The organism is Streptomyces sp. NBC_01363, from assembly GCF_026340595.1.
Lineage (GTDB): Bacteria > Actinomycetota > Actinomycetes > Streptomycetales > Streptomycetaceae > Streptomyces.
The window spans coordinates 3,196,808-3,223,126 of sequence record NZ_JAPEPF010000001.1; the positions used below are offsets into that span (position 1 = coordinate 3,196,808).

27 protein-coding genes are annotated in these 26,319 nt (G+C 71.3%); 10 read left to right on the top strand and 17 right to left on the bottom strand.

The features are described 5' to 3' along the window. Positions 1–236 precede the first annotated feature (236 nt). Positions 237–668, top strand: coding sequence for an Lrp/AsnC family transcriptional regulator (locus OG611_RS14725; protein WP_124717831.1), 432 nt, complete (start codon positions 237–239; stop codon positions 666–668). Here the strand turns inward: OG611_RS14725 and OG611_RS14730 are convergent. The 4 genes from OG611_RS14730 to OG611_RS14745 all read right to left on the bottom strand — a co-directional run bounded on the left by OG611_RS14730 (position 646) and on the right by OG611_RS14745 (position 4,506). Next, the gene (locus OG611_RS14730) at positions 646–2,166 is read right to left on the bottom strand and encodes a GAF domain-containing protein (RefSeq protein ID WP_266425869.1); all 1,521 of its coding nucleotides are present in this window, start codon (positions 2,164–2,166) and stop codon (positions 646–648) included. The two genes, OG611_RS14725 and OG611_RS14730, sit on opposite strands and share 23 nt — an antisense overlap. A gap of 110 nt (positions 2,167–2,276) precedes the next feature. Beyond that, entirely contained in the window at positions 2,277–3,314 is a 1,038-nt protein-coding gene (locus OG611_RS14735) for a rod shape-determining protein (protein WP_266419549.1), read from the bottom strand. A 148-nt stretch (positions 3,315–3,462) separates the two neighbouring features. Beyond that, positions 3,463–4,029 carry a hypothetical protein gene (locus tag OG611_RS14740; RefSeq protein ID WP_266419552.1) on the bottom strand — a complete coding sequence of 189 codons (567 nt, stop codon included), beginning with the start codon at positions 4,027–4,029 and terminating at the stop codon, positions 3,463–3,465. A 33-nt stretch (positions 4,030–4,062) separates the two neighbouring features. Beyond that, entirely contained in the window at positions 4,063–4,506 is a 444-nt protein-coding gene (locus tag OG611_RS14745; RefSeq protein ID WP_266419554.1) for a MarR family winged helix-turn-helix transcriptional regulator, read from the bottom strand. 151 nt (positions 4,507–4,657) lie between these two features. Between OG611_RS14745 and OG611_RS14750 the strand changes: the two genes are divergently transcribed. The 4 genes from OG611_RS14750 to OG611_RS14765 all read left to right on the top strand — a co-directional run bounded on the left by OG611_RS14750 (position 4,658) and on the right by OG611_RS14765 (position 7,715). After that, positions 4,658–5,677, top strand: coding sequence for an NADP-dependent oxidoreductase (locus OG611_RS14750; RefSeq protein WP_266419557.1), 1,020 nt, complete (start codon positions 4,658–4,660; stop codon positions 5,675–5,677). Between the two features lie 89 nt (positions 5,678–5,766). Beyond that, positions 5,767–6,195, top strand: coding sequence for an organic hydroperoxide resistance protein (locus OG611_RS14755; RefSeq protein WP_266419559.1), 429 nt, complete (start codon positions 5,767–5,769; stop codon positions 6,193–6,195). A 113-nt stretch (positions 6,196–6,308) separates the two neighbouring features. Next, positions 6,309–7,091, top strand: a complete 783-nt coding sequence (locus OG611_RS14760; protein ID WP_266419561.1) for an EI24 domain-containing protein — start codon at positions 6,309–6,311, stop codon at positions 7,089–7,091. A 15-nt stretch (positions 7,092–7,106) separates the two neighbouring features. Further along, positions 7,107–7,715 (top strand): LysE family translocator, encoded by a 609-nt coding sequence (locus OG611_RS14765; RefSeq protein WP_266419564.1) that lies wholly within the window; start codon positions 7,107–7,109, stop codon positions 7,713–7,715. A gap of 20 nt (positions 7,716–7,735) precedes the next feature. On the opposite strand, the gene OG611_RS14770 is transcribed toward OG611_RS14765, so the two are convergent. Further along, positions 7,736–9,691: an FAD-dependent oxidoreductase gene (locus OG611_RS14770; protein ID WP_266419566.1), complete on the bottom strand. Its 1,956-nt coding sequence runs from the start codon at positions 9,689–9,691 to the stop codon at positions 7,736–7,738. Positions 9,692–9,810: 119 nt separating this feature from the next. After that, positions 9,811–10,407 (bottom strand): TetR/AcrR family transcriptional regulator, encoded by a 597-nt coding sequence (locus OG611_RS14775; protein WP_266419568.1) that lies wholly within the window; start codon positions 10,405–10,407, stop codon positions 9,811–9,813. 152 nt (positions 10,408–10,559) lie between these two features. Between OG611_RS14775 and OG611_RS14780 the strand changes: the two genes are divergently transcribed. Further along, complete coding sequence (locus OG611_RS14780; protein ID WP_266419571.1) at positions 10,560–13,031, top strand: glycoside hydrolase family 3 C-terminal domain-containing protein; 2,472 nt, start codon at positions 10,560–10,562, stop codon at positions 13,029–13,031. 47 nt (positions 13,032–13,078) lie between these two features. Here OG611_RS14780 and OG611_RS14785 read toward each other — a convergent pair whose 3' ends face one another. Then, a complete protein-coding gene (locus OG611_RS14785) occupies positions 13,079–14,077 on the bottom strand; it encodes an aldose epimerase family protein (RefSeq protein ID WP_266419574.1) in 999 nt (332 codons plus the stop codon). Positions 14,078–14,088: 11 nt separating this feature from the next. Beyond that, complete coding sequence (locus OG611_RS14790) at positions 14,089–14,997, bottom strand: SGNH/GDSL hydrolase family protein (RefSeq protein ID WP_266419576.1); 909 nt, start codon at positions 14,995–14,997, stop codon at positions 14,089–14,091. Positions 14,998–15,348: 351 nt separating this feature from the next. Between OG611_RS14790 and OG611_RS14795 the strand changes: the two genes are divergently transcribed. Beyond that, positions 15,349–15,843: a DUF3145 domain-containing protein gene (locus OG611_RS14795; protein ID WP_266419578.1), complete on the top strand. Its 495-nt coding sequence runs from the start codon at positions 15,349–15,351 to the stop codon at positions 15,841–15,843. A gap of 223 nt (positions 15,844–16,066) precedes the next feature. Here OG611_RS14795 and fabF read toward each other — a convergent pair whose 3' ends face one another. The 5 genes from fabF to OG611_RS14820 form a co-directional block, all read right to left on the bottom strand. Next, positions 16,067–17,329, bottom strand: a complete 1,263-nt coding sequence (gene fabF / locus OG611_RS14800; protein WP_266419580.1) for a beta-ketoacyl-ACP synthase II — start codon at positions 17,327–17,329, stop codon at positions 16,067–16,069. Positions 17,330–17,406: 77 nt separating this feature from the next. Then, positions 17,407–17,655 carry an acyl carrier protein gene (locus OG611_RS14805; RefSeq protein ID WP_014045780.1) on the bottom strand — a complete coding sequence of 83 codons (249 nt, stop codon included), beginning with the start codon at positions 17,653–17,655 and terminating at the stop codon, positions 17,407–17,409. 64 nt (positions 17,656–17,719) lie between these two features. After that, positions 17,720–18,721 (bottom strand): ketoacyl-ACP synthase III, encoded by a 1,002-nt coding sequence (locus OG611_RS14810; protein WP_266419583.1) that lies wholly within the window; start codon positions 18,719–18,721, stop codon positions 17,720–17,722. A 13-nt stretch (positions 18,722–18,734) separates the two neighbouring features. Further along, positions 18,735–19,649, bottom strand: coding sequence for an ACP S-malonyltransferase (locus OG611_RS14815; protein WP_266425871.1), 915 nt, complete (start codon positions 19,647–19,649; stop codon positions 18,735–18,737). An 89-nt stretch (positions 19,650–19,738) separates the two neighbouring features. After that, the gene (locus OG611_RS14820) at positions 19,739–20,938 is read right to left on the bottom strand and encodes a CdaR family transcriptional regulator (protein WP_266419586.1); all 1,200 of its coding nucleotides are present in this window, start codon (positions 20,936–20,938) and stop codon (positions 19,739–19,741) included. Between the two features lie 116 nt (positions 20,939–21,054). On the opposite strand from OG611_RS14820, the gene OG611_RS14825 reads away from it, so the two are divergent. Then, positions 21,055–21,711 (top strand): pirin family protein, encoded by a 657-nt coding sequence (locus OG611_RS14825; protein WP_266419589.1) that lies wholly within the window; start codon positions 21,055–21,057, stop codon positions 21,709–21,711. Between the two features lie 52 nt (positions 21,712–21,763). On the opposite strand, the gene OG611_RS14830 is transcribed toward OG611_RS14825, so the two are convergent. Then, complete coding sequence (locus OG611_RS14830; protein ID WP_266419591.1) at positions 21,764–22,354, bottom strand: GNAT family N-acetyltransferase; 591 nt, start codon at positions 22,352–22,354, stop codon at positions 21,764–21,766. A 189-nt stretch (positions 22,355–22,543) separates the two neighbouring features. Here OG611_RS14830 and OG611_RS14835 point away from each other — a divergent pair, with 189 nt between their 5' ends. Beyond that, positions 22,544–23,809 (top strand): DUF4157 domain-containing protein, encoded by a 1,266-nt coding sequence (locus tag OG611_RS14835; protein ID WP_266419594.1) that lies wholly within the window; start codon positions 22,544–22,546, stop codon positions 23,807–23,809. A 75-nt stretch (positions 23,810–23,884) separates the two neighbouring features. On the opposite strand, the gene OG611_RS14840 is transcribed toward OG611_RS14835, so the two are convergent. Beyond that, positions 23,885–24,151, bottom strand: a complete 267-nt coding sequence (locus tag OG611_RS14840) for a DUF397 domain-containing protein (RefSeq protein ID WP_266419597.1) — start codon at positions 24,149–24,151, stop codon at positions 23,885–23,887. Continuing rightward, complete coding sequence (locus OG611_RS14845; protein ID WP_266419600.1) at positions 24,135–24,959, bottom strand: helix-turn-helix transcriptional regulator; 825 nt, start codon at positions 24,957–24,959, stop codon at positions 24,135–24,137. The genes OG611_RS14840 and OG611_RS14845 overlap by 17 nt, the downstream gene beginning before the upstream one ends. A gap of 85 nt (positions 24,960–25,044) precedes the next feature. On the opposite strand from OG611_RS14845, the gene OG611_RS14850 reads away from it, so the two are divergent. Further along, positions 25,045–25,479 carry an ATP-binding protein gene (locus OG611_RS14850; RefSeq protein WP_266419602.1) on the top strand — a complete coding sequence of 145 codons (435 nt, stop codon included), beginning with the start codon at positions 25,045–25,047 and terminating at the stop codon, positions 25,477–25,479. Between the two features lie 6 nt (positions 25,480–25,485). Here OG611_RS14850 and OG611_RS14855 read toward each other — a convergent pair whose 3' ends face one another. Beyond that, complete coding sequence (locus OG611_RS14855) at positions 25,486–26,307, bottom strand: serine hydrolase (RefSeq protein ID WP_266419605.1); 822 nt, start codon at positions 26,305–26,307, stop codon at positions 25,486–25,488. Positions 26,308–26,319: the final 12 nt, after the last annotated feature.

The window sequence follows — 26,319 nt, forward strand, 5'->3', positions numbered from 1 at the left end:
AGCCGATCGTGGCCATCACGAGGTTGCGACAGGCGGCCGAGGACGGCCTGTCGACCGTGGTGGGGGGACTGCTTGACAGCTGTATCCACCCCTTCAGTCAAGGGCGGGCGCAGGCCCTGAGCCCGCCGAAATGCACCAAGCGGGTAACGCGCGTCCGGCGGCCGAGAGCGGGGGAGGGGTATCGCCGAGCGCGACTTGCCCAGTCACGAACCGGACAAAGCTGCGACAATCGCAGTATGGACCGTCTGGACAGAGAAATCCTCGGCATCCTCCAGGAGGACGCCCGGATCTCGTACCGCGATCTGGGCGTACGGGTCGGGCTCAGCGCCAACGCGGCGGCCGACCGGGTACGCCGACTGCGCCGCGACGGCGTCATCCGCGGCTTCACCGTGATCATCGATCCGGCCGCCGACACCCGTACCGGCCTGGTCGTCTTCATCGATGTGACGCTGCGGATCGATACGACGAACGAGGTGTTCGAGCGGGCCGTGCTCGCCTTGCCCGGCATCACCGAAGTGGTTCATGTGACCGGCGGCCACGACTATCTCGTACGGGCCACCGTCGCCGACACCGCGGCCCTGGACGGCCTGCTGCGCAGGCTCAAACGGGAGGCGGGGGTCGCCCACTCCAACACCCGGGTCGCGCTCAGAGCGGCGCCTGCCAGGTGACGGTCGACGGGCGCGAGCCGTCCTCCTCGCGCCCGTCGTCGGCGACCGTCAGCCGTACCGCGGCCCGCCCGTCCGGCAGCTCGGCCGTCGCGTCCACCTCCACCTCGATCGCCGACACCCCGGTCCGCCGGTGCGCGGACGCGAGGGCACTCCGCAGTGCCGCGAGCAGCTGCCGGTCCACGGGATCCCGGACCAGTGCGTCGACCGCCCCGGTGAAGTGCACCGACGGCGGGAAGCCGAGTACGGCGGCGGCGCCCCCGGTCTCCCGCAGCACCCGGCCGCGGAAGGTGGCGGGAGCCTCGGCGGGCGGCTGCTGAAGGGCGAAGATCGCCGTCCGGACCTCCTGGATGGTGGAGTCCAGTTCGTCGACGGCCCTGCCCAGCAGCTCGTCCGTCTCCGGGGCGGCGGCCCGGCGGCGGGTCGACTCCAGCATCATCTCGGTCGCGAACAGCCGCTGGACCACGAGGTCGTGCAGATCGCGGGCGATCCGGTCCCGGTCCTCGTACACCGCGAGCTGTTCCCGGTCGTGCCGGGCGTCCGCCAGGACCAGCGCGAGCGCGGCCTGCGAGGCGAACTGCGTGGCCAGCAGCCGGTCCACGGCCGTGTACGGGCGGTCGCCGCGCCGCCGGGGCAGGGCGAGGGTGCCGATCAGCCGCCCGCCGCTCTGCAACGGCAGCATCATGCTGGGGCCGAACCGGGACCGCACATGCGTCGTCATCCGCGGGTCGGTCGCCGAGTCCTCGATGAACACCGGCTCTCCGCCCAGCAGTTGGACCAGCACCGCGGAGCCGGGCTCGATCGCCGTACCGACGATCCCGGCCGGGTCGTCGAGCGTGGACGCGGCGACGATCTCCATCCCGCCCGCCTCGTCCGGCTGGAGGACGACCCCGGCGCAGGCGTCGGCGAGCGCTCTGGCCCGTTCGGCGACGGTCATCAGCGCGTCGGCCGCGCTCCCGCCGGTCAGCAGCGCGGTGGTGACGGCGGCGGCACCCTCGATCCAGCGCTCCCGCTGCCGGGCCGCCGCGTACAGCCGGGCGTTGGCGATGGCGATGCCGGCCTGCGCTGCCAGCGCCCTCAGCACCGCCGCGTCCGAATCGGTGAAGCCGCCGGTGTGCTTCCCGGTGAGACAGAGGTTGCCGAAGACCTGGTCGTGGCCCTGGATCGGCGCCCCGATGAAGGGGCGCGTCGGCGGATGGCCGGGCGGTACTCCGCCCGCCCGGGGACCGGCGGCAGGCTGGTCGCGGTGTGACGTCTCCGGCTCGTCGGCGAGGACGCCGGGCATCCCCGGGTGCCCGTCCGGGAGCCGGCCGATCCGCTGCCGCTCGGTGTCGTCGAGCCCCGAGGTGTACAGCTCACCGATGGTGCCGTGCTCCGGGTCGAGCATGCCGAGCGCGCCGTACCGGGCCCCGGTCAGCGCCGTCGCGGTGTCCACGATCTGTTGGAGCATGGCCCGCAGTTCGAGGTCGGAGCCGATGCCGAGCACCGCTTCCAGGAGCATCGACAGCGGGGGCTTCTCCGGGACGGGGGCCGCGGCGGCGGCCTTCTCGCCGGACGGCCCGGCGGCCGTGTCCGTCGTATCGTCGGTCATACACCGCACCCCCGGGGTGCTCAGCAGGCGAGCGGGTCGAGGACCATCGGCTCGATCTTTCCGTCCAGCATGGCACCGAGCCCCAGCACCGCGCTGACGTCCGGACGTTCCGCGATGTGCACCTGCATGCCCGTCGCGTCCCGCAGCATCTGGTCGAGACCGGGCAGCAGCGCGCTCCCCCCGACCATCACGATTCCGCAGTCCACGAGGTCGGCCACCAGGTCGGGCGGGCAGTCGCGCAGGATCGTGCCGAGCCCGTCCAGGACCGCGGTCAGCGGGGCGTGGATGGCCTGGCGCACGGCGGCGGTGTCGACCTGCGCCGAGCGGGCCAGACCGGTCGCCACGTCACGGCCGTGGATCTCGGTCGTGACGGGCCCCTGCGCGGTCAGACCGCTGCCGCTGAGCGCCAGTTGCAGCGGGCGCACGGACTGGCTCGGCAGCATCAGCGCATGGTGCTGACGCAGATACTGGATCACCGCGTGGTCGATGGCGTCGCCGCCGATCGGGATGCGTACGGCGCTCACGATCGAACCGAGCGAGAGCACCGCGATCTGGGTGGTCGCGGCCCCGCACACCATGATCATGGTGGCGGTCGGCTGCTCGACCGGCAGCCCGCAGCCGACGGCCGCCGCGATCAGGGTGTCGACCAGCTCGACCCGCCGGGCACCGATCCCGACCAGCGTCTCGACGGCGGCCCGCTGGGCGAGCGGATCGCTGTCGTGCGGGGTGCAGGCGGCGGCCCGCAGCCGGGGCTTGCGGCGCAGTTGGCGGCGGAGCTTCTCGCCGAGCAGATGGCGGAGCATGCGCTGGGCCATCTCGATGTCGACGACGGTTCCGCCGGAGACCGGGCGGGCCACCCGGATGTAGTCGGGGGTGCGGCCCGTCATCTGTTCGGCGAGCGCGCCGACGGCGATGAGCGACCCGGTACGCGTGTTCACCGCGGCGACGCTCGGCTCGTCGACGACGAGCCCGAGGCCCTTGACGTACACGCGGGTCCGGGCGGCCCCGAGGTCGACGGCGACATGGCAACGGCGCAACTGCTCAAGACTGACGGTCACGGCAGGTTCTCCCGAGTGCGCGGACGGTGGCACCGGCGGGCAGCCGGCTCTCTCGCATACTGCGCCGTTCGGAGTCGTGGCGCGCGCTGGGGTGAGCCGTAGGAGGTACGCGGCTGACGGGCCGACAGAAGAGGGCGGCGCGCGGCAATCAGCCCGGCAGCAGCCGCTGGAACAGGCCCCAGGTGAACTCGGCGACGTACGGCTCGCCCGTTCCCGGCGCGGTGATCGCGAGCGCCCAGCGGGTCGGCGCACCGCCTTCCATCGGGCGGGCCGGCGGGAAGGCCCGCGCGACCTCGTCGACCGTGCCCGACCAGGGGCGCAGATCCTCGACCGCGCGCAGCTCGGGTACCGGCGCCCCCGGCGCCCGGACCAGCCACTCGTTCCACACCGCGCCGCCCGGCGCGACCATCACCTCGAACCGGAGATCCGGCCAGAGCGGCACCGGCCACCGCAGCGCGTCGCACTCCAGGTCGCCGATCGTGCGGCGTACGGACGACACGGGTTCGCCGAGCACCGAACGGTAGCGGCGCAGCGCGCCCCGACCGCCGGGCGTCCGCACCATGGCCTGCCAGCGGCGGTTGGCCTCGCGCATCTCGGCGAGCGAGGCGCTCAGCTCGTGCCGGGCGTCCTCGACGAGACCGGGCTGGTGGTCGGCCATCCGGCGCAGCAGGACGAGCTGGAACTCACGGGGGCCGAAGGGCGCGGGCGCGGTCATGGATTCCACGCTTCCACACCCCGGGTCCAGGGCCTATCCGGCGGACGGGCCCGGCTCGCCCAGCATGCGGCGCAGCAGGTCCCGCAGCATCGTCCGGTCCCCCTCCGACAGCTCGGCCAGCGGCTCCCGCGCGAAGGTGAGCGAATCGCGCAGCTGCTGCGCCGTCCGGGTGCCCAGCTCCGTCGGTGCGGCCAGCTTCACCCGGCGGTCGGCCGGATCCGGCCTGCGCTCCACCAGGCCGCGCGTCTCCAGCCGGTCGACGATGCCGGTGACGTTCGACGGCTCGCACTTCAGCTTCCGGGCGATCTTGCGCATGGGCATCGGCTCCAGGGCGAGCAGCCCGAGCACCCTCGCCTGCGCGCCGGTGAGCGAGTGGGCTGCCGCCGCCTCGTCGTACTCCTCGTAGTAGCGCGCCACGACGGTACCGATGAGCTCGACGACTTCGAGGGTCAGAGGGTCTGTGCGGGTGGTGGCCATGACACTCAGGATAGCCGGTTGCTTGACAAGGTGAAATATTCAGGAGCATGGTTGTTTCACTACATGAAGCATTTTGCTTCCCCGGTGCGGCCCCGACCGCCCCGGTCGGAGCTTCCCCCACCCCGTAGGACATCGAGGAGAATCCGAGCCCATGTCAGCAGCACTTCCCACGTCCGGCCGCGAATGGCACCTCGTCGCCCGCCCCCACGGCTGGCCGAAGGCCGAGGACTTCGCGCTGCGTGAGGCCCCGGTCACCGCTCCCCGCGAGGGCCGTGTCCTCGTCCGCAATCTGCACTTCTCGGTCGATCCATACATGCGCGGCCGGATGAACGACGTGAAGTCGTACACCCCGCCCTTCAAGCTCGACCACCCCATGGACGGCGGAGCGGTCGGCGAGGTCATCGCCTCGAACGCCGAGGGCATCGCGGTCGGCGACCACGTCCTGCACGGCCTCGGCTGGCGCGAGTACGCCGAGGTCCCGGCCGAGCACGCCGTGAAGGTCGACGCGTCGATCGCCCCGCTCTCCGCCTACCTCGGCGTGCTCGGCATGACCGGGCTCACCGCCTACGCGGGCCTCTTCGACGTCGCCTCCTTCAAGGAGGGCGACGCCGTCTTCGTCTCCGGCGCGGCCGGTGCGGTCGGCAGCCAGGTCGGCCAGATGGCGAGGATCAAGGGCGCCTCGCGGGTCATCGGCTCGGCCGGTTCCGACGAGAAGGTCAAGCTCCTCGTCGAGGAGTACGGCTTCGACGCGGCCTTCAACTACCACGACGGCCCGGTGGTGGAGCAGCTGCGCGCGGCGGCCCCCGACGGCATCGACGTCTACTTCGACAACGTCGGCGGCGAGCACCTCGAAGCGGCGATCTCCTCGCTCAATCTGCACGGCCGCGTCACCGTCTGCGGAATGATCGCCCAGTACAACGCCACCGAGCCGACCCCCGGCCCGCGCAACCTCGCCCTCGTCATCGGCAAGCGGCTGCGCATCCAGGGCATGCTCGTCGGCGATCACGCCGCGCTCCAGCCGCAGTTCGTCCAGGACGTCGCCGGCTGGCTGGCCTCGGGCGAGCTGAAGTACCGCGAGACCTTCGTCGAGGGCATCGAGAACGGCTTCGACGCCTTCCTCGGTCTGCTGCGCGGCGAGAACACCGGAAAGATGATCGTCTCCCTCGCCTGACAGCCGCCCCGGCGCACCCGTTAGGCTCATCCACAGGCCGTCGCGATCGTGGGCGCGAGTCGCGGCGCACAGCAGGAGGAATCCTCAGCATGACCATTCAGGACATAACCGTTGCCTACACCGCCGTCGCCACCGCCGAGAACGGCCGTGACGGCCGCGTCTCGTCCGACGACGGCAACCTCGACGTCATCGTCAACCCGCCGAAGGCCATGGGCGGAAGCGGCGCGGGCACCAACCCCGAGCAGCTCTTCGCGGCCGGCTACAGCGCCTGCTTCCAGGGCGCGCTGGGCGTGGTGGCCCGTCAGGAGAAGGCGGACATCTCCGGCTCCACGGTGACCGCCGAGGTCTCCATCGGCAAGACGGCCGAGGGCGGCTTCGGCCTGGAGGTGGCGATCAGCGCCACCATCCCGAACGTCGACACCGCCACCGCGCAGTCGCTCGTCGAGAAGGCCCACCAGGTGTGCCCGTACTCGAACGCCACGCGAGGCAACATCAAGGTCGAACTGTCGGTCGCCTGACCGCCCCGCTCGCAGCGGACCGAGGGCCGCACCCGCGAAGGGGTGCGGCCCTCGGGCATGTCCGCGAGAACCACCCGTCCGGCGGTGCCCTTCCCCACCAGTACGCTGACGCCATGCGTGATCTAGGGGCGGGCTTCGGCTACTTGATAAAGGGACAGCGCTGGGTCGGCCGGCACGGACGGTGGTTCGGCATCGGGCTGCTGCCCGGACTCATCACCCTCGTCCTGTACGCGGCGGCGCTCGTCGGTCTCGGCTACGGCGCCGACGACCTGGTGGACCGGGCGACCCCGTTCGCCGACGACTGGTCCTCGCCCTGGCTCGGCCTGCTCCGCACCACCCTGACCGTACTGGTCTTCGGCCTCGGACTCTTCCTCGCCGTGATCACGTTCACCGCCGTGACGCTGCTGGTCGGCCAGCCCTTCTACGAGTCGCTCTCCGAGCAGGTCGACCGCACGGAGGGCGGCGAGGTCCCCGAGTCCGGGCTGCCGCTCTGGCGGGAGCTGTGGATCTCCGCCCGCGACAGCATCCGCATCCTGGTGCGGGTGGGGCTCTACGCGGTGCTGCTCTTCGCCCTCGGATTCATCCCGGTGCTCGGCCAGACCGTCGTCCCCGTGCTCGGCTTCTGCGTCACCGGCTACTTCCTCGCCGAGGAGCTCACCGCCGTCGCGCTCCAGCGCCGCGGCATGGTCCTGAAGGACCGGCTCGCCCTGCTGCGCGGCCGGCGGCTGCTGACCCTCGGCTTCGGCGTGCCGCTGGGGCTCGCCTTCCTGGTCCCGTTCGTCGCCGTGTTCCTGATGCCGGGCGCCGTCGCCGGAGCCACCCTGCTGGCGCGTGACCTGGTGGCGCCCGAGGACGAGGACCCGGCGCCCGCCCCGTACACCCTCGACAAGCACTGAGGAGACCAGCCGCCCATGACCGAGCTCGTCGCGGTCGCCGTCATCACCGTCCTCGCCGTCATCAGCCCGGGTGCGGACTTCGCGATGGTCGTCCGCAACAGCTACCTCTACGGCCGTACGACGGGGCTCATGGCCGCCGCCGGAGTCGCCGCGGGCGTGCTCGTCCACGTCACGTACACGATGCTCGGCGTCGGGCTGCTGATCGCCTCGTCGACCGCCCTGTTCACCGCGATCAAGCTGGTCGGCGCGGCCTATCTCGTCTACATCGGGGTCCGGACCTTTTTCGCCCGCGGCGATGTCGACGTCGATCTGGAGTCCGAGCCGCAGCTGACCCGGCTCGGGGCCCTGCGCACCGGTTTCCTCACCAACGCGCTGAACCCCAAGACCACGCTCTTCGTCGTGTCGACCTTCACGCAGGTCGTCGGGCCGGAGACCGGTGTGTGGCAGCAGGCCGGTTACGGGCTGTTCATGTCCGCCGCCCATTTCGGCTGGTTCGGCCTGGTCGCGCTGTTCTTCTCGAACTCGCGCCTGCGCACCTCGATGCTGAAGTGGCAGAAGGCCCTCAACCGGGGCATCGGTTCGGTGCTCGTCGGGCTGGGCGTCACCCTGGGCCTGTCCCACTGAGCGACGCCCGCCGGACCCGGTCAGCTGCTGTGCACCTCCAGCGCCGACCTGACCGCCGACTCCAGCGCCCCCTCGATCCAGGCCGGCTTGATCGAGGTGTGGTCGCCGGCGAAGTGCAGCGGCCCCTCGACCGAGCGCACATGGGCGAAGAGTTCGGTGTGCTGGCCCGGCAGCAGCACCGACGCCTCGCCGTACGCGTACGGGTCGCGCATCCACGACTGGGTGGCGCCGGCGCCCGTGTAGAAGACCTCGACGCGCTGCCCGTACACGTCCTGCACCCCGCCCAGGGCGTGCGGGTAGCGCTCGTCGTCCTCCAGCGAGTCCCACTTCAGCGCGTCGTCGGCCCAGCTGTACGAGGCGAGGACGACGCCGCCCGCGCTGCCCTCGATCGGGTGGGAGGGCTGGAACATGAAACGGTTGGCGTTGTCGGTGACCGATCCGCCGCCGATGACATGCGCCGCCTCGGGCTGGTTGCGCGCGGTGGCCCGGTACGCCGCGTAGTGCACGCGCTGGTTGGGCGGGAGGTGGCCGGACGGTACGGAGGGGTGGGAGCCCAGCAGTGAACCGTCGGCCGGCGCCTTGCCCAGCCGGTAGGCGTCGTACAGACCGGGCTTGATCCGCTCCAGCTCGGTCTTCCAGTCCTTCTCCTCGAACTCCCACCAGCGGCGGCTGAATTCGAGCAGCACCTTGGTCGCCGCGTCGTAGTGGATCTCGGTGATCGCGCGCCGCTTGCCGTACGAGAGCGCGGGTGCGACGGGGATGTGGCGCAGCCCGGAGAACGGCACGGTGATGATCGCCCGGTCACCGCGGAAGGTCTGGCGCACCAGCGGCTTGCCGTCGCGGCCCTCGGAGATCGTCTCGACCTCGACGTGATCGGTGCCGTAACCGATCCTGGTGGCCCGGCGGTCCAGCCGAACCACGTCCTTGACCCGCTCGTACATCGCGTCGGCAAGCGTGCCCGTACCGCCCGGCAGCTCGAAGAACGCGGTGTCCGGGCTGATCAGGGAGGCCCCGATGAAGCTGTGCACAAAGGCGAGATGGAGCCGGGACGTGAGGTTCTCGACCGTGCCGATGAGGTCGATGGTGCGCTCGTCGAGCTTGGCCGCCTCGGTCAGGAAGCGGAACATCGACCAGTGCCCGTACCGCTGGATCACCCGCGCCCAGCCCTCGACGAGCTCCCGGCCCTCCTTGCCCTCGAACTCCTGCCGCACGGGCTTGAAGGCGTCCCGCACGATCGACGCGGCGGTCTTGTTCTCGAACTCGGCGGGGACCCCGAACGAGCGGTTGATCGCCTGGGGCTTCTGCGCGTAGTCGGCCTTGCGCATCCGGATGCCGTTGACATGGATCCAGGTGCGGTTGACGGGCCGGCCCTCGGCGTCGACGTCCACCAGGTAGAAGCGGCGGCGCTTCAGACCGAAGCTGTCCATGAGGCCGGTGACCAGCGGATGGCTGTCGGGGATGCGCATCGCGCCGGCCTCGGCGTTCTGCTTCGGGTCCGCGAACGGTGCCTTCGCCTTCTCGTGGCCGCCCTGGCGGAAGGTCTTGATCCGGCCGCCGACGCGGTTGCCGTTGGCCTCGATGACGGTGACGGTGTGCCCGGCGCTGCGGAGCAGATGGGCGGCGGTGAGCCCGGCCGGGCCCGCGCCGACGATCAGCACCTTCTTGGGGCTCTTGCGGCTGCGCGGCAGGCCCTTGGACAGCAGGATGTCGCGGTAGTGGGGGACCAGCGGCTGGTCCTGTTCGTCGCGTACGAGGATGGCGCGGGCGACGTTCAGGCAGGTGTTCCAGTCCGATCCGGTGGCCGCTGGGGCTAACGCGGTGCCGGCTGCGGCGGGGGAGCCGGTGGCACCGGGCGCGGCGGCGCTCGCGGTGCCGGTCGCGGCGGAGACGGCCAGGGCGGCGGCACCGGCGGTGGCGCCCGTGATCAGGGTGCGGCGGGAGGGCAGGCCGGGGGTTCCGGCGGGCTCGGTAGTCATGCGGCAACCCTGGGGCGCCCGGAGGGCTGCCCTGCGCCCGGACGCGCGTAGAACGCCCCGAAATCACCCGCAGGTGGCGTTCATTGATCATTGTTCTACTTGCGTCGCCGCAGGCCATGTCATGATTGCGGGTTCTCCGAAGTCCCGGGTCCCGGCGGCTGCAACAGCGCCAGGAAATCCCCGAACGCAGCGGGCATGTCCACCGAATCCGGGTCCAGCAGCCACTGGTACTGGAGCCCGTCCATCACCGCCACGAGCAGCGGCGCCGCGCGCTCCGGAGTCAGCCCGCCCGGCAGCCGTTCGCCGTACTCCGCGCGCAGTATCGCCGCCATGCTCGACCGGACCTGGGTGTAGCGGCGCGTGAAGAACTCCCGCGCGGGATGTCCCTCCGTCACGCTCTCGCCGAGCAGGGCCGAGAACGTCTGGACGATGCCGGACCGCATCGCGTTGTACTCCACCAGCGAGGCCAGCAGCTCGATCCGCCAGACGCCGTCGCTCCGGGTGCCGCCGCCGGTGTCCCACTGGTCGCGCTCCGCCAGCACGGCGACGAGCAGCGCCTCCTTGGTCGGGAAGTAGTGCAGGAGCCCCTGCTGACTGAGGCCGACCCGCTCGGCGACCGCGCTCAGCGAGGCGCCGCGGTAGCCGCGCTCGGCGATCACTTCGAGCGTGGCCCGGACGATCTCCGCCCGCCGCTCCGTACTCCTGGCCCGCACCATCGCCCCGGCCCCTTTCGGCGCTCCATCGGTCCTGCACTGGGGACCGTACGCCATCCCCGAATATCACGGAGTGATAACGAAACCTACTGCTCTACCTGTGGCGGGGTCAGTATGGAGGTATTCAGTCCAGGTTCCGACGAGGAGGTACGGCCGTGGCAGGCGCGTCCACACCCACCAACCCCGATGCGGCCCGCGAGGCCGCGGTCGACGCGGCGCTCGCCGCACTCGGGCTCGACGACAAGGCGCGGCTGCTGGCCGGCCAGGACATGTGGTCGCTGCCCGCGCTCCCCGCCGTCGGGCTGCGCTCACTGGTGATGTCCGACGGGCCGATCGGGGTCCGGGGCGTCGCCTGGAGCGCCGACGACCCGTCCGTCGCCCTGCCCTCGCCCACCGCGCTGGCCGCGACCTGGGACCCGGCCCTGGCCCGCCGGGCCGGCCGGCTGCTGGCCCAGGAGGCCCACCGCAAGGGGGTGCACGTCCTTCTCGCCCCGACCGTGAACCTCCACCGGTCCCCGCTCGGCGGGCGCCACTTCGAGACGTACAGCGAGGACCCGTACCTCACCGGCGAGATCGGCACCGGCTATGTGCTCGGCGTCCAGGACGGCGGGGTCGGCACGACCGTCAAGCACTTCGTCGCCAACGACGCCGAGACCGACCGCTTCACCGTCGACAACATCGTCGCCCCGCGCACCCTGCGCGAGATCTACCTCGCCCCGTTCGAACGGATCGTCAAGAACGCCCACCCGTGGGGCATCATGGCCGCCTACAACCAGGTCAACGGCTCCACCATGACCGAGCACCGCTACCTGCAGAACGCGGTGCTGCGCGGCGAATGGGGCTTCGACGGCTACATCGTCTCCGACTGGCTGGCCGCCCGCTCCACCGTCGCCGCCGTCAACGGCGGGCTCGACGTCGCGATGCCCGGCCCCAAGACCGTCTACGGCAAGGCGCTCGCCGACGCCGTGCGGGCCGGTGAGGTCGAGGAGTCCGTCGTCGACGGCGCCGTACGCAATGTGCTGCGGCTGGCCGCCCGCGTCGGCATCCTGGACGGCGCACCCCCCGTCGTCGACGAGGCGGGCCGCCCCGATGCCGTCGACGGCGACGCCCTGGCCCGCGAGATCGCCCGCCGCTCCTTCGTGCTCGTACGCAACGAACGCGCCGCCCTCCCCATCGACCCGGCGGCCGTCCGCAGGGTCGCGGTCAGCGGGGCGCTCGCCCGGGACGCCCGGGTCCTGGGCGGCGGCTCCGCCCAGGTCTTCCCGCACCACATCGTCAGCCCGCTCGACGGCCTCCTCGCCGCCCTCCCCGAGGGCGTCGTCGACTTCCGCGTCGGCGCCGACCCCAACACCGAACTCACCCCCGCCGAGAAGGGCTTCGAGCTCAAGGCGGTCTGCTACGACGAGGCCGGCACCGTCATCGGCTCCGCACCGCTGCGGGGCGGCACCCTCCAGTGGATCGGCGACGACTTCCCCGAGGGAGTCACCCGCGCGACGCTGCACAGCGTCGAGATCACCGGCACCTTCGTCCCGCGCGACAGCGGCGAGCACGTCTTCGGCACCCGAGGCACCGGGGCGCTCACCCTCACCGTCGCGGGCGAGACCCTGTACGACGGGATCCACCGCGTCACCGGCTCCGACGACCCCGGCGAGGCATTCTTCGGCAACCCGCTGGAGCGCGGCCGGATCACGCTCACCGCGGGCGAGCCCGTCCAGGTCTCGCTGCGGCAGGTCCCCGAGACCCTGGGGGACGACGCGCCGATCCCCGGCGTCTCGTTCGCCTTCTGCCACCTCGGCCCGCGCCGCGACCCGCAGGAGCTGATCGCCGAGGCCGTCGAGGCGGCCCGCGCCGCGGACACCGCGATCGTCGTCGTCGGCACCACCGAACGCGTCGAGTCCGAGGGCTTCGACCGCACCGACCTCAGGCTCCCCGGCCACCAGGACGACCTCGTCCGGGCCGTCGCCGCCGCCAACCCGGACACCGTCGTGATCGTCAACTCCGGTTCCCCGGTGGAGCTCCCGTGGCGCGACGAGGTCGCGGCCGTGCTGCTCGGCTGGTTCCCCGGCCAGGAGGCCGGCCACGCCCTCGCGGACGTCCTGCTCGGCGCCGGGGAACCGGGCGGGCGCCTCCCCACCACCTGGCCGGCCGCGCTCGCCGACGTGCCGGTCTCGAACACCGCCCCCACCGACGGTGAACTCCACTACGACGAGGGCGTCTTCGTCGGCTACCGGGCCTGGGAGAAGGCCGGCACCGCGCCCGCGTACCCCTTCGGCCACGGACTCGGCTACACCACCTGGGAGTACGAGAGCCTGACGGCCGGCCCGGACTCCGCCACCGTCCGCGTCCGCAACACCGGCACCCGGCCGGGCGCCGAGACCGTCCAGATCTACCTCGCGCCCCGCGACGACGCCGCCGAACGCCCGGTCCGCTGGCTGGCCGGTTTCGCCCGCGTCGAGGCGGCGCCCGGCGAGAGCGCCGAGACGGTGATCGCGCTGGAGCGGCGCGGGTACGAGATCTGGGACGAGGAGGCGTACGACTGGGTCCTGGTCCCCGGCACGTACGAGGTGCAGGCGGCCCGCTCGCTCGGCGACGTACGCCTGACGGCGACCGTGGACATCGAGCGGTAGCGGCCGGACGGCAGGGGGCGGGGCGGTCCCGTCCCCCTGCCGTGCCGTCAGCGCACCGTGAATCCGTACACGGTCGTCGAGACGAACTCCTCGCCCGGCCGCAGCACCGTGCTCGGGAACGCCGGCCGGTTCGGGGAGTCGGGGAAGTGCTGGGTCTCCAGCGCGATCCCGGCGCACGGGCCGAACGGCCGCCCGTCGAAGTGGTCCGCCGTGTACAGCTGGAGCCCCGGCTCCGTCGTGGTCACGGTCAGCACGCGCCCCGAGGCCGCGTCGTACAGCTCGGCCGCCGGGCCCGTTCCCGCCCCGTCCAGCACGAAGTTGTGGTCGTAGCCCGCGCCGACCGGCCCCGGCTCACGGAAGTCGAACCGGGTCCCGTCCACCGGCAGGAACTCGCCCGTGGGCAGCGACTCGGCGTCCGCCGGAGTGATCCGCCCGGCCGCGATCCGCAGCACCTGCCCGAGCGCGCTGCCGCTGTCGTCGCCCGCGAGGTTCCAGTACGTGTGATTCGTCAGGTTCAGCACCGTCGGCGCGTCGGTCGTCGCCCGGTACGCGATCCGCAGCTCCCCGCCCTCGCCCAGGGTGTAGGCCGCCGACACCGCGAGACGGCCCGGGAAGCCCTCCTCGCCGTCCTCGGAGACCAGCGAGAGCTCGACACCGTCCGGCACCTCCCGCGCCCGCCACACGCGCTTGTCGAAGCCCCTGGCCCCGCCGTGCACCTGGTTGCGCCCCTCGTTCCGCGTCAACCGGTGCGTACGCCCGTCCAGCTCGAACCGGGCACCGCCGATCCGGTTCGCGTACCGCCCGACCAGCGCGCCGAAGTACGGGCCGGGGAACCTCTCGTACCCGGCGAGGTCCGGCAGCCCGAGCGCGACACCCGCCCGCACCCCGTCCCGGTCCGGCACCTCGACCGACTGCACGACGCCGCCGTACGTCAGCACGCGCACGCGCGTACCGTCCCGTTCCAGCGTCCAGCGGTGCACGGGGGTGCCGTCCGCGAGGGTGCCGAAGTCTTCCGTACGTATCGCCGTTCCCGAACCAGTGACCATGATCACGGACCTTACGCCGGAGGCCGGGCGGCGGTGACATTGCGGTACGCGATCTCCGCCAGCCTCGCCTGCCCGTCGCGCCCGGGATGGAACCAGTCCCACTGGCTGAGCTGCCTGCCGGTGAACGGGTAGTCGAAGACCGCCCCGCCGTCGTAACGGCAGCGCAGGTCCTTCGCACAGACCTCCCGGAGCACCTTGTTGTACGCCACGACCCGGTCCTGCACCGATGCGCGCCGGGCCGCCGCCTGCGCCCCCATGTCGTCCGCGTCGCCCAGCATCGACCGACAGATCCCCAGCTTCCAGATCTGCTTGCCCAGCGCGTTGCCGCGCCCCGTCGACCAGAGCCGCTTGAGATCCGGCACGCTCGACACGTACACCTGCGCCTTGGGCGCCCCGGCCCGCAGCTGACGCATCGACGCCTCGAACGACGCGCGGAAATCAGCCACCGGCGTCATGTACCGCGCGGAGTCCCGGCAGGCGTCATTGGCGCCGATCATCACCGTCACCAGATCGGGTTTCTCTTTCGCGGCCAGCGCCATCTGCTCGGGCAGCTGCGCGATCCTGGCCCCCGTCTCGGCGTGGTTCCAGCTGTGCGAGGCGGCCCCCGCCTCACCGAGCAGCCGCACGGCGAGGCTGCGCACCCCGCTGTCCGTGCCGGTCGCCCAGGACACCTCCGGGCAGTCCGCCAGCACCGAACAGGCGTCGAAACCGCGGGTGATGGAGTCGCCGACGGCGGCCACCGAACCCGGCTCGCGGTCCCAGACCGGTCCCGGCCTGGCCGAAGGCTGCGCGGCCGCCCCCTTCGTCGTCCCCTCCTGGCCGGAGTCGCACCCGGTCAGAGCGGCCGTGCCGAGCAGTGAGACCGCCGCCAGGACAGCGGCCGCGGTACGCGAACGGTGGCGGGCGGAACGATCCTGCATCCCTTGGTCCCCTCGGTTATGCCCCCGGCAACCCCTGGTGGCACCGGTCGGAAGGCCCGGCCGCCCTGGCGGGTGAAAGCTGAGCGATTGATGGGCCCGGGACCGACCGTACGTCACACCTGGGCCCCCGCCGCGCGGTAGCTTTTCCTCGTCGGACCAGCGGCGCCTTCCACCCGCCCGGCTCCACTCGGGTGGCTTTCGGGAAATCACATCACGTCACATACTGCCCCTTTTCAGGAGTTTCACCCCGATGCTGTTTACTGATGACAACCTCGGGATCCGGCCGAGAAGAGACGGTACGGGTGCGAGGCCGCTGGGGAAGGCGAACTTCGTCCCACACTGGAGGTCCCGGTGACGACACGTGGAGTTCTGTACGTTCACTCCGCACCGCGCGCGCTCTGCCCCCATGTCGAGTGGGCGGTGGGCGGTGTCCTCGGTGTGCGGGTCCAACTGGACTGGATCAGACAGCCTGCCGCGCCCGGCACCTGGCGGTCCGAGTTCTCCTGGCAGGCCCGCCCCGGCACGGCGTCCAAGCTGGCTTCCGCACTGCGGGGCTGGGACCTGTTGCGCTTCGAGGTGACGGCGGAGCCGAGCGCCACGTCGGAGGGCGAGCGCTACAGCTCCACGCCCGGCCTCGGCATCTTCCACGCCGTCACCGGCATGCACGGCGACATCCTGGTGCCCGAGGACCGGCTGCGGGCGGCGCTGGCCCGGTCGGTGCGGGGCGAGACCGACCTGGAGGCCGAGATCGCCAAACTGCTCGGCAAGCCGTGGGACGACGAGCTGGAGTCCTTCCGCCACGCGGGCGAGGGCGCGCCGGTGCGGTGGCTGCACCAGGTGGTGTGACCTTCGCGAATCGGGGGTGCTGCCCCCGTACCCAGGCTCCTCAATCGCCGGAGGGGCTTGATTTTGCCGGGGTGGCGTGAATTCAGGCCTCGCCGGCGTTCGAGGCGCGGGGTCCGGGGCGGAGCCCGGCTCGGGAAGCGGTGGAACGCCCCACGTGACGGACGATGCCGCCTCCCCACGCAGGGGAAGGCGGCATCGTCGTACCGGAACCGCGGACCGCAGGTCAGACGCTACGGAACGCCAGCACCACGTTGTGCCCGCCGAATCCGAACGAGTTGTTGATCGCGGCGATCGAACCCTCCGGCAGCGGCCGGGGCGCGTCGCGCACGATGTCCGCCTCCACGGCCTCGTCGAGGTGCTCCACGTTGATCGTCGGCGGAGCCATCCGGTGGTGCAGCGCCAGGACCGTCGCGACGGTCTCGATGCCGCCCGCGCCGCCCAGGAGATGACCGGTCATCGACTTCGTCGCGGAGATCGCGACATGGTCGAGGTCGTCGCCCAGGACCTTGCGCAGAGCCTTCAGCTCCGCGACGTCGCCCTGCGGCGTCGACGTGGCGTGCGCGTTGAGGTGCACGACCTCGGACGCCTTGAGGTCCGTCTGGTCCAGCAGGTTCTGCATCGCGGCGGCGATGCCGCGCCCGGTCGGCTCCGGCTGCGCGATGTGGTGGGCGTCCGCGGACAGGCCCTGGCCCAGCACCTCGCAGTAGATCTTGGCGCCACGCGCGGCGGCGTGCTCCGCGGACTCCAGGACGACGACCCCGGCGCCCTCGCCGAGGACGAAGCCGTCCCGGCGGGTGTCGTACGGACGGGAGGCCTTCTCGGGCTCCTCGTTGCTCTTGGACATCGCCATCATGTTGGCGAACGCGGCGATCGGCAGCGGGTGGATCGCCGCCTCGGTGCCACCGGCGAGGACCACATCGGCGCGGCCGGTGCGGATCATCTCGACGGCGTAGCCGATCGCCTCGGCGCCCGAGGCGCAGGCGGAGACCGGGGTGTGGACACCGGCCTGGGCGTTGACCTCCAGGCCGACGTTGGCCGCCGGGCCGTTGGGCATGAGCATGGGCACGGTGTGCGGGGAGACGCGGCGTACGCCCTTCTCCTTGAGCACGTCGTACTGGTCGAGCAGGGTGATCACGCCTCCGATACCGGAGGCGATGACCGATCCCAGCCGCTCGGGCTGGATCTTCTCGTCCTCGCCGGCCTTGCCGGTGAAACCGGCGTCCGCCCAGGCCTCACGGGCCGCGATCAGCGCGAACTGCGCCGAGCGGTCCAGCTTGCGGGCGAGCGGGCGGGGCAGGACGTCGCCCGGGTCGACGGCCGCGAGGGCGGCGATCCGGACGGGCAGTTCGGCGAAACGTTCGCCCTCGAGAGGCTTGACGCCGGAACGACCGGCCATCAGACCTTCCCAGGTCGACGCCGTGTCGCCACCCAGCGGAGTGGTTGCGCCGATACCGGTGACGACCACGGTGCGATTGGTCGAGTTCACTGGAAAATCTTCTCCACGTGTAGAGGGTCGTGAATCAGCGGCGCCACCGCCGGGTGGCGACACAGGAGCAGGCCTGATCAGCCCTGGTGCTTGAGGATGTAGTCGGCAGCGTCGCCGACGGTCTTGAGGTTCTTGACGTCCTCGTCGGGGATCTTCACGTCGAAGCGCTCCTCGGCGGCGACGACGACCTCGACCATGGACAGCGAGTCGACGTCCAGGTCGTCGGTGAAGGACTTGTCCAGCTGGACGTCCTCGACCGGGATCCCGGCGATCTCGTTGACGATCTCGGCGAGACCGGTGACGATCTCTTCCTGAGTGGCGGCCATGTTGGCGCTCCTTCGGTGTTTATCTGCAGGGTTCGGACGTCCGGGCCTAAAAGGCCTGGTGTGCCTAGGGGAGGGTAACGACCGTCGCGGCGTAGACGAGACCCGCCCCGAAGCCGATGACGAGCGCGGTGTCGCCGCTCTTCGCCTGACCGGTCGCCAGAAGCCGCTCCATAGCGAGCGGAATCGAGGCGGCGGAGGTGTTGCCGGTGGTCTCCACGTCGCGCGCGACGGTGACGTTCTCCGGCAGCTTCAGGGTCTTCACCATCGAGTCGATGATCCGCATGTTTGCCTGGTGCGGAATGAAGACGTCCAGGTCTTCCGGGGCGATCCCGGCCGCGTCCAGCGCCTGCTGGGCGACCTTCGCCATCTCGAAGACGGCCCAGCGGAACACCGCCTGGCCCTCCTGCGTGATGGCCGGGAACTTCTCCGGGCGCTCGGCGTGGAACTCGTCCCACGCCACGGTCTGCTTGATGGTGTCGGACTTGTCGCCCTCGGAGCCCCAGACGGTCGGGCCTATGGCCGGCACCTTGGAGGGACCGACGACGACCGCACCGGCGCCGTCGCCGAAGAGGAAGGCCGTCGCGCGGTCCTCCTTGTCGGTGAGGTCGCTGAGCCGCTCCACGCCGATGACGAGCACGTACTCCGCCGAACCCTCGACGATCATGCCCTTGGCGAGGGTCAGCCCGTAGCCGAAGCCCGCGCAGCCGGCCGAGATGTCGAAGGCGGCGGGCTTGCCCGCGCCGACCAGGTGGGCGATCTCGGTCGCGATGGCCGGGGTCTGCTTGAAGTGCGAGACGGTGGAGACGATCACGGCGCCGATCTGATCGGGCCTGATCCCGGAGTCCGCGATGGCCTTGCCGGACGCCTCGACGGACATCGCGGCCACGGTCTCCTCCTCGGAGGCCCAGTGGCGGGTGGCGATGCCGGAGCGCGAACGGATCCACTCGTCGGACGAGTCGATCGTCTCGAGGATCACCTCGTTGGGCACGACACGGGTCGGGCGGTAGCCGCCGACACCCATGATCCGTGCGTACGGGGCGCCCTGGCTGGGCTTGATCTTCGACATTCTCTCGGGCTCCTTAGGCGCCTGCGTGCTCGGAGATGAGCGCGCGGGCCGCGTCGAGGTCGTCGGGGGTCTTGAGCGCGAGTGTCCGGACACCGGGCAGCGCGCGCTTGGCGAGACCCGTGAGGGTGCCGCCGGGGCAGGCCTCGATGAGAGCCGTGACGCCCAGCTCCTTGAAGGTCTCCATGCACAGGTCCCAGCGGACCGGGTTGGCCACCTGGCCGACCAGCCGGGAGATGACCTCGTCGCCGGTGGCGACGGCCTTCCCGTCGGCGTTCGAGACATATGTCACGGCCGGATCGGCGGGCGTCAGCTCCGCGGCGGCCTCGCGCAGCCGGTCGACGGCGGGGGCCATGTGGCTCGTGTGGAAGGCACCGGCGACCTTGAGGGGCACCACGCGGCGCACGCCCTCGGGCTTGTCCTCGACCAGCGCGGCGATCTGCGCGGCGGTGCCCGCGGCGACGATCTGACCGGCCCCGTTGACGTTCGCCGGGGTCAGCCCGAGCTTCTCCAGGTGCGCGACCGACACGTCCGGGTCCCCGCCCAGCAGCGCCGCCATGCCGGTCTCGGTGACCGCCGCGGCCTCGGCCATGGCCAGCCCACGGGTCCGCACGAGACGCAGCGCGGCCTCGTCGCCGATGACTCCGGCGAGGGCTGCGGCAGTGATCTCGCCAACGCTGTGACCTGCGACGACGTTCGGCGACGCGTCGAGCGCGGCGGCGGACAGCAGACCTGCGGCCACCAGCAGCGGCTGCGCCACCGAGGTGTCACGGATCTCATCCGCGTCGGCCTTGGTGCCGTAGTGGGTGAGGTCGAGCCCGATGGCGTCGGACCAGGCCGCGATGCGGTCGGAGGCACCGGGAAGGTCGAGCCAGGGAGTCAGGAAGCCGGGCGTCTGAGCGCCTTGGCCGGGAGCGACGAGTACGAGCACACTCACACTCTCTCTTGTGAACGGTCCGGAACACCCGTGGGGACAGGGACGAAGAACCGTATGGGGAATTGTTGATGTCCGACAAAAGTCTAGGACTGAGGATCTCTCGCGGCCAAGCGCCCCAGGATCAGGGCGATCCGCAGCGTGAACGCCGAACGAACGTCGGACGGTGACCATCCGGTGACGTCTGTCACACGTCGGAGCCGGTAGCGCACGGTGTTCGGGTGGACGAAGAGCATCCTGGCCGCGCCTTCCAGGCTGCTCGCCTGCTCCAGATACACACTCAGCGTTTCCAGGAGCGCGGAGCCCGCTTCTTCCAGCGGTCTGTAGATCTCCTCCACCAATTGGTCCCGCGCGGCGGGGTCGCCCGCCATCGCGCGCTCCGGCAGCAGATCGTCGGCGAGCACCGGCCGCGGGGCGTCCTGCCAGGCACCGCACGCCTTGAGTCCGGCGGCGGCGGCCTGCGCGGACCGGGTGGCCGCCAGCAGGTCGGGCACCACGGGTCCGGCGACGACGGGTCCCGCCGCGTACGGGCCGATCAGCGCCTTCGCGACATGCAGCGGGTTGTCGCTGCCACCCGCGATGACGACCAGGCGGTTGCCGAGCACTCCGGTCAGCACCTGGAGCTTCGCGTGCCGGGCGGCCCGCCTGATCGCCTCCACGGTCAGCTCGCTGTCGCCGTCCGGGGCGGTGCCGAGCACCACGCAGACGTGCTCGGGGGAGTTCCAGCCGAGCGCCGCGGCGCGTGACACGGCGCCCTCGTCGGCCTCGCCGGACAGCACCGCGTTCACCACGAGCGATTCCAGCCGGGCGTCCCAGGCGCCGCGCGCCTCGGCGGCCTGCGCGTACACCTGGGCGGTCGCGAACGCGATCTCCCGGGCGTAGACGAGCAGCGCCTCGCGCAGCACCGACTCGTCGCCGGGCGCGGCGACCTCCTCGATCGCGGCCTCCATGACCTCGATCGTCGTACGCACCATCTCGACGGTCTGCCGCAGGGTGATCGCCCGGGTCAGCTCGCGCGGAGCCGTGCCGAACACATCGGTGGAGATGGCCTGCGGGGTCTCCGGATGCCGGAACCACTCGGTGAACGCCGCGATACCGGCCTGGGCCACCAGGCCGATCCAGGACCGGTTCTCCGGTGGCATCGCCCGGTACCACGGCAGCGACTCGTCCATGCGGGCAATCGCGTTCGCGGCGAGCCGGCCGGAGGACTGTTCCAGGCGTTTCAGGGTCGCGGCATGCAGGTGGGCGGCGTTCGCATCGGGATGCTCAGGATCGGGTCGGGGCACGGAGACAAGATTGCCTTATCGGACCACGGACACGGAGGGCCGGGGCGACCGCGGGTCGTACCGGCGGGTAGCGGCGCACGGGTCGCGGGGGCGCCGCGCCCGGCTACCGTGGGCAGGTGATTTCCGTACACCGCGCCGAAGAACGTTTCCTGGGCGGGGACCAGGACGCCGGCATCCTGTCCCGGCACGCCTTCTCCTTCGGCAGCTTCTACGACCCGGACAATCTGCGCTTCGGCGCGATCCTGGCCTGCAACTCGGAGCGGCTGGCGCCCGGCGCGGGTTTCGACGAACACCCCCACAGCCATACGGAGATCGTCACCTGGGTCGTCGAGGGCGAGCTGACCCACCGCGACTCCACCGGTCACGCCACGGTCGTACGGGCCGGGGACCTCCAGCACCTCGGCGCCGCCTCCGGCGTGCGCCATGTCGAACGCAATGACGGCGACGGCCCGCTGACGTTCATTCAGATGTGGCTGGCCCCGCTCGAACCGGGCGGCGAACCCTCGTACGCGATCGTCCCCGGCATCGCCGACTCCACCCCGTACGCCCTCCCGGCGGCCGGTGCGATGCTGCATGTGCGCAGGTTGGGTGCGGGGGAGCGCGCGGCGGTGCCGGACGCGGCGCGGGTGTACGTCCATGTGGTGGCCGGGTCGGTGCGGCTCGGCGACGAGGAGCTGGAGCCGGGCGACTCGGTGCGGATCACCGGCGAGGAAGGGCTGGAGCTGGTGGCGGACGGAACGGCCGAGGTGCTGATCTGGGAACTGTCGGCCTGACCCAGGCCCTGTCGTCAAACTGCCGTCCGCCGCGCGGCGTCCGGCACGCACGCTACCGGCCGTCGTCCCGGCGCCACATCGACCACATCGGCGGCCCGGCACGGAACGTCATCTCCTCGTGCACGGTGAAGCCGTGCCGCTGGTAGAAGGTGAGATTACGGCGGTTGCTGGACTCCAGGAAGACCGGCCGCCCGTCCGCGTCCGCCCGCTCCAGCAGCCCGCCGAGCACCCGCGCCCCGCGCCCCGTGCCGCGCGCGTCAGCGCGGGTGCCGATGTACTCGACGTACCAGTGCTCGGGACCGGCCGGATGGCGGTGCTCCATGGTGAGCAACCGTCCGGCGGTACGCGGGAGTTGAGCCCGTCCCGCACGCAGGAGCGGGCCCGCGTTGCGCAGCAGGTACGTCACCGGCAGCTTCCACTTCCCGGGCTCCGCCCACACCGCCGCGACCGTGCGCTCCGGGTCGGTCCACACCCGGCCGGCCGGGATCTGCTGGGCCAGGTGCGCGGTGAACAGCAGCCGCAGCCGCCGGTCCCGGTCGCACGGCATCAGCCACGTCCAGACGGGGTCCTCGGCATAGGCACTGGCGAGCACGGAGGCGAGCGCGGGGACGTCGGCGGCGGTAGCGCGGACTATGTCGGCCATGGCCGAGGAGGGTAGCGGGTTCCCGGGCTGCCGGACCCCGTTCCGCACAGGAGAGTCGAGCGGTCGCGTCGGCCATGGGGGTCTGTCCGGCGAGCCGGCCGATTCTGCCCTCGTGTACCTGGCCCGCACCGCGTGTTCCACGTAGTCATGGAGGGGATGAACCCTGTGCACCCCTCCGGAAGGCTTCTGATGCGCGCACGCGACTCCGACCGCGCCCTCGGCGGCGGCACCCACGATTCCGCTCGCGCGCGTACGCCGGAGAGGAGCCCGGACGCGAGCGAGTTCCCCGCACACACGCCGCTTGCCCTGCAGGGCACCCTGGGGAATGCCGCAGTCGTCCAGCTGCTCCGGCAGGCGGGCCACCCCTGGGCACAGCACGAAGAGCAGCAGCACGAGGAGCACCAGCACGACGTACAGCGCTCCGCCGTCCACGACGTCCTGCGCACCGGCGGCAAGCCCATGGGTGCCGGGCTCCGGGAGGAGATGGAGGCCCGTCTCGGCGCCGACTTCTCCGACGTACGCATTCACGACAACGGCGCTGCCCGCGCCTCGGCCGCCGAGGTCGGTGCCCGCGCCTACACGTCCGGCCACCATGTCGTCGTCGGCCACGGCGGAGGCGACAAACACACCCTCGCCCACGAGCTGACCCACGTCATCCAGCAGCGGCAGGGCGCTGTCTCCGGCACCGACAACGGCGCGGGCCTGCGGATTTCCGACCCCTCGGACACCTACGAACGGGCTGCGGAGCAGAACGCCCGCCGGGTCATGTCAGGACCGGTGCGGAGCCAGGCCCCCAGCGACCGGGAGACCCCCGGACCAGGCGTGTCCCCGACCACGGAGACACCGGTCCAGCGTGCCGGCGACTGGAAGAACAACCCGACCAAGAACGCCCTGGCCGATGCGAAGAAGGCCAACCCGGGCAATGCGCTCGTGCACACCTTGCACCACATCGTGCCCAAGTCGCTGCTCGAAAAATTCGCCGGTCTCCTCACCCAGACCCAGCTGACCGACGTCGTGACGGCTCTGGCGCCGGTCGCCCCGACGGCGTTCACGACGAACAACAACCAGCTCGCCTCCGTCTCCAAGGCGCTGAAGAACGTTCCGGCCAATTTCGCCCTCGGCCCCGAACCAGCGGTCAGGAGCGACGACCCGGGCAGCAGCGGACCGGACCTCAACTTCGCCGAAGACGGTTCCATCACGCCCCGCTCGGAACAGCTGGATCACGTCTACGACTTCATCGACACGAAGGTCAGCGCCGGGGTGGCTGTCACGCAGGCGGAGTTGCAGAACGAATTCATCGATCCGTTGTGGCAGGCCTGCACCGAGCACAACGCCGTGGTCGCCCGTCTCGGCCTCACCAACGGTGTGGGTCTCGACCCGAACCGGACGGCCTGGTCGGGTGACGCGGCCACGCGGTCCCAGCGCCGGACCCACATGATCGAACCGCTCGTCTGACGAAGACGAAGGGGCCCGGGGACGACGGTCGGTCGTCCCCGACCCCCTGGGTCGTACGGATGTGTCGCGGCGGTGTCAGACGAGCCCGTCCACGAAGGACCGCCAGGCGGCGGCCCCGATCATCAGGACCGGCCCGTCGGGGTTCTTGCTGTCGCGGACGGGCACGGCGCAGGGGAGGCCGTCGATCACTTCGAGGCACTCGCCGCCGGTGTTTCCGCTGTAACTGGACTTGCGCCACGCGGCGCCACCGGTGACGGTGCACTCGACGCAGTCGCCGCCGCTGGTGCCGCTGTACGACGACTTACGCCACTGTGCTCCGGTCAGGTCATGACTGGTCCCCATAGCGTTCCTCCATCACACGAGCGATCAGTGTCGCCGAGTCCTCGGGGGAGAGGGCTGTGGCTTGCAAGCGAGCGTAGCCGACCGAACGTTCCTTGATCACCTGGGGATTGGGGGTCATGTGCCCTTGGTCGTAGCTCTCCACGTAGAAGAGATCGGGGTCGTCCTCGAACCTGAGCAGGTTGAACGACCCCATCATTCCCGTGTGCTGGCCGACGGCGAAAGGAAGCACCTGGACCTGCACCCAGGGGTCGTCGCGGAAGTCCAACAGCCGTGCCAGTTGCTCACGCATGACGTCGCGCCCGCCGACCTCCTGGAGCAGCGCGGCCTCGCTCAGGATGACCCACAGGGCGGGCGAATTCTCGCCCCCGAGGATTCGCTGACGGTCCAGGCGCGCCGCCACCATCTCGTCGACCTTGCCCGGGTGGTCGACAGCGATCAGGGCCCGCGCGTACTCCTCCGTCTGCAACAGCCCGTACACCAACTGTGCCTGGTACGTGGAGATGTACGTCGCGCGGGCCTCCATGTCCGCATAGGGCTGGAACCACGTCGGCAGCTGGCTGCGCAGGACCAGACCGACGAGGCGGGAGAACACGCCGTCCGTACCGAGTGCCGCGTCCACGCGCTCGGAGAAGTCGCGGGTGGGCACCTTCTTCGTGGTCTCGATCTGGCCGATGAGGGAACCGGTGCAGAAGATGAGGTCGCCGAGCTGACCTTGTTTGAGACCGTGGGCCTCTCTCTGGCGGCGCAACTCCCAGCCGTAGTAATCCAGTGGAGAAGCGCTCGGGTCGAGCGTATGGATGTTGGCCACGGCGGGGCACCTCCGGCGTTCAACGCCTCGCGGCGTTCGTTTCCGTACGTAGCCGAGCGTAACCAAACCGCTGCACGCTGGTGACATGAATCACGTAACTGCTCCGCCACCGGACAGCGTGGAACCGACCTATCACGCCGACTTCGCGGTGGGTGAGCACTCCGCACGGCATCTGCGCCGCATCCTGCACCTCTACCTCACCGGCTGGGAACTCCTCGACCTGGCCGACGCGGCGGAGCTGGCGCTGACCGAGCTGATCGCGAACGTGGTGCGGCACGTGCCCGGCCGTCGCTGCCAGACGTTCATCTTCCTGCTCCCGGCCGGGGGCGTGCGCGTCGAGGTCGCTGACGACTGTCCGGACGTGCCGAGGATGGCCGTGGGGGACGAACTCGACGAGGGTGGGCGGGGGTTGCTGCTGGTTGCCGCTCTCGCCGACAGGTGGGGTGTGGAGCCGCGCCGGGACGGGCGCGGCAAGACGGTGTGGTTCGAGTGCCTGGCCGCGAAGGCGGCCGACGGATGATCTCTCTCAGTGACCGGAGCGGAGCTCCGCGAGCACCGCGTCCGTGAACGGCGGCCACACTTCCGCTGCCCACGGGCCGAAGGCCCGGTCGGTCAGCGCGATGCACGCCGCGCCCGCGACCGGGTCGATCCACAGGAACGTGCCCGACTGCCCGAAGTGCCCGAAGGTCGCGGGCGACGAGGAACCGCCCGTCCAGTGCGGCGACTTGGAGTCGCGGATCTCGAAGCCGAGCCCCCAGTCGTTGGGGTTCTGGTGACCGTAGCCCGGCAGTACGCCCTTCAGGCCCGGGTGTACGACGGTCTGCGCGGCCAGCACCGTGTGCGGGTCGAGCAGCTGGGGCACCTGCACCTCCGCCGCGAACCGTACGAGGTCGTCGACGGTCGAGACCCCGTCCTTGGCGGGCGAGCCGTCCACCGCGGTCGCCGTCATGCCCAGCGGTTCCAGCACCGCCTGGCGCACGTACTCCGGGAACGGGATGTCGGTGGCCTTGGCGATGTGGTCGCCGAGCACCTCGAAGCCCGCGTTGGAGTAGAGCCGGCGGGTGCCGGGCGCGGCCGTCGCACGGTGCTCGTCGAAGGCGAGCCCGCTGGTGTGCGCGAGCAGGTGCCGGACGGTGGCCCCTTCCGGACCTGCCGGCTCGTCGAGCTCGACCGCGCCCTCCTCGTACGCCACCAGCGCCGCGTAGGCCGCGATCGGCTTGGTGACGGAGGCGAGCGGGAATCGGTGCGCGGTCGGGCCGTGCGTACCGAGAACGGTGCCGTCCGCTCGTACGACGGCAGCCGCCGCGGTGGGGACGGGCCAGTTGTCGATCATCGCCAGGCTCTGCATGCGTACGAGCGT